Origin of the sequence: Capsulimonas sp., assembly GCF_039929585.1 — a bacterium.
In the GTDB taxonomy this organism is placed as follows: Bacteria; Armatimonadota; Armatimonadia; order Armatimonadales; family Capsulimonadaceae; genus Capsulimonas.
The window spans coordinates 1-4,902 of sequence record NZ_JBDSQY010000038.1 but is presented as its reverse complement, the minus strand read 5'-3'; the positions used below and the strand labels follow the sequence as shown (position 1 = coordinate 4,902).

Genomic DNA, 4,902 nt, shown 5'->3' with positions numbered 1-4,902 from the left:
CACAACAGGAACGACCCAATATGACCATCAAAAACGTGATTTCCGCCCTGGCTCTTTGCGCCGCCCTCGCTTGCGGAGTTAGCGCCCATGCGCAAGGGAGCCTCATCTGCCCCGTCACAAAGCTTAGCATTCCGTCGGCGAAAGCCGCCGTCGGCAAGAGCGTCTACAAGAAGAAGACTTATTACTTTTGCACATCGAACTGCAAAATGCTGTTCGACAAGACCCCCGCCAAATTCGTCGGCAAGGGCCACTAAATACTGAGGGCGGCGCGCAAGCCGCCGCCCCGTCTCCACCGAATCATCCCGGCAAGCCTTAGGGCCTGCCGGGATGATCGATTCTCGCCACGATCACTTCCTCACTCTCCTGCAACTTTTCCCTCCCGAACGAGTCTCACTTACTGACAGGCGATCCGAGAAATCTTAGCGGATCATCGCTCAGGCGACGGCATTTCGAACTTCGCCATGGCATACTATCATAGGAATGTTCGCGCAGCCGCAGATGCGGCGGGAGGCGGTATCGATGAAATGGATTTGGGCGATCGCAGCGGCCGTGACGATCGGCGCGCTCGGTGGATGCGCTCCGACGCAGACAGCGCAGCAAAACGGCGATCCCGGCTCGACGGACACAGCGCCGGCGGCGGATTTCACGATCCTCTCCGGCTCGGAAAACAAGCCTCTGGAGCCGATCATCCAAAAGTACGCTCAGGATCACCACCTAAATGTTCGAATGAATTACTCCGGCTCTGTGGATATCATGCAGAAGCTGGAGAACAATACCATCACGGACAACGCGGTTTGGACCGCGAACTCCCTCTGGAACACCCTTGGCGACAAGCATAAACTCGTCAAGCATTCCGAAAGCATCATGCGCACCCCCGTGGTGTTCGGCGTCAAAAAGTCCGTCGCGGCCAAGCTTGGCTGGGTGGGCAAGCCCGTCACGGTCGAGCAGATCCTGAACGCCGCCGAAGCGGGCAAACTGCGTTATATGATGACATCGGCGACGCAAAGTAACTCCGGCGCGTCGGCCTACATCGGTTACCTCTACGCCTTCTCCGGAAAACCCGAAGTGCTCACGATGGCGCAGCTGCAAAAGCCCGAGCTTCAGTCGAAGATCAAGCGCATTCTCAGCACCGTCAACCGTTCGGCCGGCAGTTCCGGATGGCTGAAGGATTTGTTTCTTTCGAAGTACGACAGCTACGACGGCATGGTCAATTACGAATCGGTGATCATCGACGCCGACCGGGAGCTGGTAGCGGCGGGCAAAGAGCCGCTGTATGTAATCTATCCCGTCGACGGCCTCACCATCGCCGACTCCCCGCTGGGATACATCGACAAAGGGGACGCCGCGAAGGAAAAGCAGTTCCTCGACTTGCAGCAATATCTGCTGTCGCCGCCGATCCAGCAGCAGCTTCTCGCGCAGGGACGGCGCGTCGGGCTGGTCGGCATGTCGCTCACCAACGCCGATGCGTCCGTCTTCAACCCCGATTGGGGGATCGACGCCAAACGCGTCCTCTCTCCCATTCGTTACCCGAGCGCGGAAGTGCTTCGAGCGGCTCTTAATCTCTATCAAAGCGCTCTGCGCAAACCGTCGCTCACTGTGTACTGCCTGGACTTCTCCGGCAGCATGCAGGGGAACGGAGAAGAAGAATTGAAGTCCGCCATGCGCCTTCTGCTCGATCAGCAGCAAGCCAAGCAGCAGCTTCTGCAAGCCTCGCCGCAGGACAAAACGACCGTCATCGCCTTCAGCGACCATATTCTGGGTGAATGGTCGGCGGCGGGGAACGATCCTGATGCGCTAAGCGCGCTCGACGCCAAGATCAACGCGCTGAACGCTGAGGGCGGCACGGATATTTACCATCCGGCGATGCGCGCCTTCGACATCATCAAGGCGCAGCCGAATCTCGAACAGAACTTCCCGGCGGTCATTTTGATGACCGACGGACAGTCGAACACGAACCTGTTCGGCCAGTTCACCCAGCATGTCGACACGATGGGATTGAAGACGGACGTTCCTGTCTTCGCCATTCTCTTCGGCGAAGCGGACAAGAGCCAATTGCAGCAGATGACGGATCACACGTCGGGCAAGATCTTCGACGGATCGAAGAACCTCGCCGGCGCCTTCCGCGAAGTCAAGGGTTACAATTAAGGAGCGTTTTGTGACGCAAGGTACGAACCCGTCGGGACAGAAGCCTTCTGGACAGTCGGACATCATTCCGGGCGTCATCGCTGCCGTCGCGCTGGCGCTGCTCGTGGAGTTGGTGCACATGCACCCGATTCTTGCCGTCGTGCTCGCGGGCCTGATCTACTGGGGAGCGTCACTCATGATGCGCCAACCTCCAGCTCCCGTTCAGGTGTCCGAGAAGCAATTGGCCGCGCAATTGAACCAGCTTGGGCAAAGCCTGGTGAACCGAGAGATCGAACGGCGCGTCCGCGATATCGCCGCCCGCGCCGCCTCCATTCTCGCCTATCTAGATCTGAACCCGGATCAGGACGCGCACTGGCGGGAGTACATCCGCGAATGCCTGGTCGCCACGATCGAAAACACCCAGCGCTTCGCGGCCCTCGCCGGACGGCTGCGCGATCCCTCGCACCCAGCGATCCGAGACTTCACCGACTATATCACGTCAGTGCTCAAGACGCTCGACGACATAAACGCCCAGATGGTGGATGAAGACGCCGCCACGTTCTCCGCGCACATCGACACGTACAAATCGACGATGCAGGAGCTGAACCAGATCTATCTGGGAAAAGGAAACACCGAATGAAGCAGAGAGCGGGACTGATCATCTTGATCGCCGTCGCCCTCATCGTCGCCGTTTACGCGATGACACGTCCGAAGGCGACAACAACTTCCGGCCCCACGCAAGCCGCCAACGGCAAACCGGCCGCCGAGATCACCGAAGTCAAGGGATATATCGGCGGCGAGAAACTCGGTTTTCTCGCCGACCCGGATGTCACGCGAATACTCAGCGACAAATACGGAATCCGTGTCAGCGCCACCAAACTCGGCTCGATCGACATGGTCGAGGGAGACGTCACTGGACAGGATTTCCTGTGGCCCTCCAGTCAGGTAGCGCAGGAAATCTACGTCGATCGGGTTCACAAGGATAGCGCCAGCAAAATCAAGAACGGCGCCAGCAAAATTGTGAAGTCCGATATTATTTTTAACTCCCCCATTGTGATCTATTCCTGGGACATTGTTACCGACGCCCTTATCAAAGTCGGCGTCGTGCGTAAGGTTGGCGCGGAGTACTACATTGTCGATCTTCCGAAACTCGTCGACATGATCAATAAGAAGGCCACATGGAAGTCAATCGGCCTTGACAACCTTTACGCGGGGATTATCGTTCGCTCCACTGATCCGAGCAAGAGCAATTCCGGCATGATGTTCGCCGGCCTGCTCGCCAACATTACCAACGGGGGTGAAGTTGTAAATGATTCGACAGTCGGTAAAACTCTTCCCACGGTAAAATCCTTTTTTGTCCGTCAGGGTTTCATGGAAACAAGTTCCTCTGACCAGTTTGACCAATTCCTAAAGATGGGTGTGGGAACCAGCCCGATGGTGGTCGGTTACGAAAGTCAGCTGGTGGAGTTCGGCATGGAGAACGCACAATACCGAGACATGCTCAAGACACATATCCAAATTTTGTATCCCCGCCCCACTGTATGGAGCAGCCACCCGCTGATCGCGCTGAACGCAAACGGCGTCAAGCTGCTGGACGCTCTGCACGATCCCGAAATCCAAAAGATTGCCTGGGAAAAGCACGGCTTCCGCTCCGGCCTGCTCGGCGCGCAGAACGACCCGAGCGTGCTCAAACTCGCTGGGATTCCCGCCCGAATCGAAAATGTCATGCCGATGCCGACGCCGCGCGTGATGAAAAAGATTATCAATGCCGTAAGCGGACCGTAAGACAGTTCAGGAGGTGCAGCAATGCTGGGCGCAATCGCAGGCGACGTAATCGGCTCAATCTACGAGCGAAACAACGTCAAGTTTACGGACTTCCCACTGTTCAGCGGCCATTGCCGCTTTACGGATGACACCGTGCTCACGGCGGCTGTCGCCGAAGTCCTACTGGAAGGCGGGGCTGGCAGCCACGAGGCGTATGTGGATAAGTTTCATGAGTGGTTCCACGTTTACCCCGATGCGGGCTTTGGCGGAACGTTCTTCGACTGGGCGCGCTCACGCAATCGCCTGCCCTACGGAAGCTGGGGAAACGGCTCCGCGATGCGTGTCAGTCCGATTGGATATGCGTTTGAGACTTTGGAGGAAGTGCTGGCGGAGGCAAAGATCAGCGCGGAGGTGACGCACGATCATCCCGAGGGAATCAAAGGCGCGCAGGCCATCGCCGCTGCTGTGTTTCTCGCTCGGCAAGGGACTAGTAAAGCGGCGATCAAGAGTGAAATTATCGAGCGTTTTTCGTACGACCTCGCTCCAACACTCGATGAGATCCGCCCACACTATCGGTTTTACGTCTCGTGCCAGGGTTCCGTACCCCAGGCCATCACCGCATTTTTAGAATCCGAGAACTTTGAAGACGCCGTACGCAAGGCGATTTCCATCGGCGGCGATAGCGACACCATCGCGTGTATGGCCGGGTCCATCGCCGAGGCATTCTACGGCGGCGTGCCCGGCCCGATCGCCGAGCGGACGCGGAAGCATTTGGACACGCGGCTACGCACTGTCGTCGAAGAGTTTCAGGCGACCTTTACTGGCAACTAAGAGTAGCCCCTCCGCCCCAATTCTGGGGGACCAGATTTCGGACTGTGGCATTTTCCGGTCCCCCAGAAGTAAAATACAACGGGCTAAAGCCCAATGCTTTTGGAAGAGATTCGGATCTCTCGAACATAGTCCTTACAAAACTTCATTCGTCAAAGAGGCTCCGTTGATCCGAAAGCGTCTCTG

General features: G+C 57.4%; 5 protein-coding genes. All 5 read left to right on the top strand.

Going from position 1 to position 4,902, the window contains the following annotated elements:
• A partial coding sequence (locus ABIZ35_RS02310; RefSeq protein ID WP_348218255.1) for a YHS domain-containing protein occupies positions 1-254 on the top strand: 254 nt, incomplete at its 5' end.
• Between the two features lie 265 nt (positions 255-519).
• Positions 520-2,145, top strand: a complete 1,626-nt coding sequence (locus ABIZ35_RS02305) for a substrate-binding domain-containing protein (protein WP_348218254.1) — start codon at positions 520-522, stop codon at positions 2,143-2,145.
• A 10-nt stretch (positions 2,146-2,155) separates the two neighbouring features.
• Positions 2,156-2,764: a hypothetical protein gene (locus ABIZ35_RS02300; protein WP_348218253.1), complete on the top strand. Its 609-nt coding sequence runs from the start codon at positions 2,156-2,158 to the stop codon at positions 2,762-2,764.
• Entirely contained in the window at positions 2,761-3,909 is a 1,149-nt protein-coding gene (locus ABIZ35_RS02295) for a hypothetical protein (protein WP_348218252.1), read from the top strand. Before ABIZ35_RS02300 ends, ABIZ35_RS02295 begins: the two co-directional genes overlap by 4 nt.
• A gap of 21 nt (positions 3,910-3,930) precedes the next feature.
• On the top strand, positions 3,931-4,719 hold the full coding sequence (locus ABIZ35_RS02290) for an ADP-ribosylglycohydrolase family protein (RefSeq protein ID WP_348218251.1): 789 nt from the start codon (positions 3,931-3,933) through the stop codon (positions 4,717-4,719).
• The last annotated feature ends 183 nt before the right edge of the window (positions 4,720-4,902 follow it).

Coding starts and splice junctions, on each gene's coding strand:
- ABIZ35_RS02305 (WP_348218254.1), top strand. CDS start 520: ATGAAATGGATTTGGGCGATCGCAGCGGCCGTGACGATCGGCGCGCTC.
- ABIZ35_RS02295 (WP_348218252.1), top strand. CDS start 2,761: ATGAAGCAGAGAGCGGGACTGATCATCTTGATCGCCGTCGCCCTCATC.
- ABIZ35_RS02290 (WP_348218251.1), top strand. CDS start 3,931: ATGCTGGGCGCAATCGCAGGCGACGTAATCGGCTCAATCTACGAGCGA.